We start from the raw sequence: 4,131 nt of genomic DNA, 5'->3' as shown, positions 1-4,131 counted from the left end.
TTGTTTTAGCAGCACCGCCACCATTTGAAGCATTAGTGCCAAAGCCCCCGCTTGATGCTTGAGCTTTGAGCATTGCGGCATAGGTTGGAGACTTGAGTACGTCTGCTTTAAACCCTGCCAAATCTAACGAAGTAGCACCGCCTTCTTCGTCTTTAAAACTGTATTTATCCGTTTCGGGGTCATAATCAACCCGCTCGCTAATCAATTTTTTAAATGCTTTCGCGCCTACCTCTGTCGCTAACGTGCTTAACTCACTAACAACAGCATCACGCGCCTTTTTAATTACGATTGCATCACGCTTGGCAATGCGCTCTTCAAATTGTTTAATCGTTTCACCGTGCCGCTTTTCACTGTCAGCTAAGATTTCGTCAATCTTACCTTCGGATTTTAGCTTTTCAAGTGCCTTTTTTTCGGCCTCAGCTTGTTTAACAGCTTCTCGACTTTTAAAGACTTTTAACTCGTTAGCTAGTGCGTCTCGCTCTTCGCCCTTGCGCTTCATTGCGCCCACGACAGTTACAAAGTCTTTGTGCTGATAAATCTTAGCACCGTCTTTTTCAACCTCTACATAATCAGCATGATATTTTTCTGGAATATCTGCCAAATCTTTAACTTCAATCATAATCAAAACCTTTGATAAAGTGTTACACAGTAACGCTAATTTATTGTACGCTATTTTGTACGGTTTGCAACATTGGCAAAGGGATAGCCTCAATCATTGAGATAACGTCCTCAGCCTCTCCCGAGATATAACCACCTGCAATTAACTTTTCGATTGCCATTTGTGGTGTCATCAATCTATCAAGCACTAATTCGCGTATGGCTCGCACCTCATCGGGTGTAAGCGTGGTAGATGTAAACTCACGGTTTAGCACTAAGTCAATATCGCTTGGTTGTAGTGTTAAACCCTCAAAATCACCACAATACGCAATGATATTTTTATAAGCTCGCTCAATGTTATTTGTTAGTAAAGTTAAGACTGCTTTTTCGTTAGCGTCTTTAATCTCGACCTCGCCAAGTGTCTGCTGTTGATTGTCTTGCGTCTCAAAACGTCCACCAATTGCCCGTACTTGTTTTGCGTTTTCTTCCATGTATTTAAAAAGCGCATCGCCATCAGCCGTTAGCTTTAAAATATCCATAGTCACACCATCGGGCAAAAAGTTATGTACTCCTGCGCCCATAGCGAAGTATTTGCGGCCATTGATAATATCAAACTGCTCTTTTTTGCTTTCGTCCCACCCACTCGAATAACTCGTATCTTGTAAGATGCGTAAACGCTCTTTTAAGTCTGCACTAACTTGATAACGTGCGTGGGCTTTGTGACAAAGTGGCGATAAATAACCACCATTAACAGGTAATTTCCCTGCCACAATCCGTTCACTTTGTACAATCTCAATCGGGATGTACGTCATGTTTTTACCGTTGGCTTGTGGATAAATTCGCTCCTCGCTTTGGATAACGCTTTTACCATCCAACACTTCTAACTCTTGCCAGTAGCCTTTTTCATCAATACCTAACTCTAGTGATACAGTTGCATTAAACGAAACGCCGTCATCATTGCGTCTAATTTCGTTATGCTCTAAACGTGCATAAACCAGCGTTAATCGTCCACCTACTTTGCCATAATTCCAGTCAACTAAAGCCTCACGCGGATAATGTTTGATAGATGCGCGTTGGTTAAGTGCGGCTTTTTCTGCTATCGACAATTCAACATCTAAGCCAGTTGGCAATTGGTCATACTCAGCCAACAAAATATGATAGCCGACTTGTAAGCAGTTGCTTGCGGTAATCTCAATTGATGCTTGCAACGACAACCAGTCACCATCGCTGTCGTCTTTTAAGTATTCTAATTGTGGTGGTAGATTAACTTTTGCAGGATGTCTAAACATTGCACCTAGCAAGTCGTTTAATGTGCGGCTTGCAAAGTCCTCTACCTCTGCGCCCATCTTGTACGCTTCATAACGTCTAACTTGTTCGGGTGTATTACATTCCAATTGGTTTGGATGTGGCAAAAACTTAACGCCCTCACGCTTTACCGCAGCCGAGCCTTCGATAAATTTACGAATTAAAAAAAGCTCATCTTCGGCTTTTGTGTAATCTGGATGCTTTGTGTATTCTATGTTCATAGTTTGGCTTTCCTAAAAGCAAAATCGTAAGCGTCAAGGGCTTTCATTTCTTTGAGCGTGAGTGGGCGACCATTCATATCGGTAAACTTATCCATTGTCAGCCCGCCTTCTTTGAATAGTTTAGCGCGTGTTTTACCTAATGACGACTCAATAAACCAATCAGGCTGTTGGCGCATCCAAGCGTCCATATTTGTCTTAGCATTAATTTGCCCTGCATCAAATATAGCACTATCTTTACGCCCTGTATAAGTAACTTTGCTTGGCACTTCTTTAGCGTCTTGGCCTTGCGCTCGTTGTTCGCCTGCCTTTGCGCGTCTAGCGTCTAGTCTATCATTCTTTTTGTTAAATGCTTCTTCGGCTGTTTGTGTGTTATTTCCGCCCACTGCTGCTTTTGTGCCGCCAAACGGGTCAAAGCCAATCGGGACTATTTGCAATAAAGAACGGCAATTAAAATGTAAAGGCGGCTTAGGTGTAGCAGGGTCATCAAGTGCATAAATCTTTTGCAATGTGCCAAAATGGCGACACGTTAAAGTTGTGCGATTGTCAAACGTAGCCAAAAACACACGGCCTTGTATTAAATCTGCGTTTGCCTGTGCTGCAACATCACGCGCAACATTAGCATAGTGATTAGCACCAGTACGCACTAACGCCTCAGCTTCACGCGCTCCTGTGTTACTGATTAAGCCATCAAGATAGTTGTTAGCTTTAGTACCAACTAGGCGTTTTGTCATCTCGCCCACTGTTGCACCCACTTCATAGCCTTGACGTATCGTGTTATCAATAATCCGTGTCTGTGTGCTATTTGAAGCACCTGCAACATATTCGCGCCATGTGCCAACTTGACTTACCGCACCTGCTAATACCATTGGCGTATTAACCGCTCTAGTTATTGCCGCTTCGCTGATAGCCGTTGCACCCGATAACTCACTAACAACATGACTAGCCTCATATTTCGCTAAATCGAATAAGTCGTTTGTTGTGCCTTCCCACATTGCCGCCATCTTTTCACTGACCATCAGCGCAACATTAGCGCGTAATTTGTCAAACTCTTTGCGACTCATTGTCGGCTCGTAGTCAACGAGTGCAGCCTTGACCGCTTTCGACAAATCAAAATAAGACGGCATGATGCGAGACTGTACAATACCTGTCACCAGTCTCGATACTGTCAACTCATGTCTTAACGCGCTGTCTGCTGTAATCATTAAAACATTCCCATTGTGATACCGCTTGATGCTGGCTTACGCACTGGCATCTCATAAACGATTGGATAACCTGTTGCATCGTTCTGATGGTCAAAGCCGCTGTGCTTGTCAGGCTCACCGTTTTTATCGTATGCCTGTTGCTCTAAACACGCAACAACATCAGGACACCTACGCGCATTAACCCACATCTTGCCTTGAGATAATGCGCCATTAACCGCTAAAATCCTGTCTTTGACTCGTGGATTTTGTGCGTTTACTTTAACAATAAATCCTGCTTGCTTTAGCAATGATATATCACTCTCACTAGCATTAACAGTTTTGCGACTATTGCCGCTAGCGTCAGGGTATATTGTTATTTTATGGCCTTGATAACGCTCTTTTAATACTTTGCAAAGTTCAGGCGTATCATAAACGCCTGTTAGCTGGTCAACTGCGTGCCACCCATTAGGACGTTTAACATAGATTGTCGAAGCCATTGCACCAACGTTAAAATCCTGACCAATAAATAAAGGCTCGCCTTGTTTTATTGTCTCATTTGATGCGCAACGGTGGCGGTCATAGCTAGTGTAAATTGTACCGCTCGTTAAGTTTGTAAACTGTCCGTTTAAGTAAGCATCGATAAGCTCTAACGGATAAGACTCTTTTAATGAAGCTATATAGTCATCGGGCAAATTAGCTTCATTGTCGTATGTTGAAGCGTGAATAACACCATAGTTTGATTTTAGCTCAGGCTTTTGACTGGGTAGTTTTACAAATTGCTCGTGTACAAACTTAAAGCCCTCGGGCGTTGTTGTTACATCAATGCC

Annotated in this window: 4 protein-coding genes; all 4 read right to left on the bottom strand. The window is 43.0% G+C overall.

Translation table 11 applies throughout. From position 1 onward, the window contains the following. The coding region (locus tag Q0212_RS07900; RefSeq protein ID WP_297924268.1) for a hypothetical protein at nucleotides 1-619 on the bottom strand (619 nt) is incomplete at its 3' end. Between the two features lie 40 nt (nucleotides 620-659). Further along, on the bottom strand, nucleotides 660-2,123 hold the full coding sequence (locus Q0212_RS07895; protein WP_297924266.1) for a DUF4055 domain-containing protein: 1,464 nt from the start codon (nucleotides 2,121-2,123) through the stop codon (nucleotides 660-662). Further along, on the bottom strand, nucleotides 2,120-3,325 hold the full coding sequence (locus tag Q0212_RS07890) for a hypothetical protein (RefSeq protein ID WP_297924264.1): 1,206 nt from the start codon (nucleotides 3,323-3,325) through the stop codon (nucleotides 2,120-2,122). The genes Q0212_RS07895 and Q0212_RS07890 overlap by 4 nt, the downstream gene beginning before the upstream one ends. Then, the coding region (locus Q0212_RS07885) for a terminase family protein (RefSeq protein ID WP_297924263.1) at nucleotides 3,325-4,131 on the bottom strand (807 nt) is incomplete at its 5' end. The genes Q0212_RS07890 and Q0212_RS07885, both read right to left, overlap by 1 nt.

The organism is uncultured Agitococcus sp. (genome assembly GCF_937920075.1).
GTDB lineage: Bacteria > Pseudomonadota > Gammaproteobacteria > Pseudomonadales > Moraxellaceae > Agitococcus.
The sequence above is the reverse complement of the archived record's forward strand: the minus strand, read 5'-3'. Positions and strand labels throughout refer to the sequence as shown.